Origin of the sequence: Evtepia gabavorous (assembly GCF_003425665.1) — a bacterium.
Lineage (GTDB): Bacteria > Bacillota > Clostridia > Oscillospirales > Oscillospiraceae > Evtepia > Evtepia gabavorous.
The window spans coordinates 1-377 of record NZ_QQRQ01000066.1; the positions used below are offsets into that span (position 1 = coordinate 1).

The 377-nt window shown below is 53.1% G+C and carries 1 protein-coding gene; it reads left to right on the forward strand.

The features are described 5' to 3' along the window. Positions 1–133: 133 nt before the first annotated feature. Positions 134–377, forward strand: a 244-nt coding sequence (locus DV520_RS12460) for a hypothetical protein (protein WP_205727616.1), incomplete at its 3' end; no start/stop codon positions are given.

The window sequence follows — 377 nt, forward strand, 5'->3', positions numbered from 1 at the left end:
AGTTCTGCTGCCCGGATGTGGATGTGATCAACGTGTTTCGGATTGATGTGGAGAAGGAAGAGGCCGAAACGAAGGACTTGCCAAGGGAAGAAAAATAGGGTAAAATGAATTGGAAAAAAGGGGTTGACAGCCTATGAGCGCGAGCAATATACTCACGGCAGGCAGGCAGGCAGGCAGGCAGGCAGGCAGGCAGGCAGGCAGGCAGGCAGGCAGGCAGGGTAATTCCTGCCTTTTAGTGCTGTCTAAAACCGCATATTACCAGACAAAAAACGTCCGCCGCGACACAGAGAAACTGTGTTGCGGTGGGCGTTTTTTGCGTGTGTCTCAGCGTTTGTTTGGGGCAAAATGCGGCGCTGCCGCAGAAAAGGAGGAAGGTT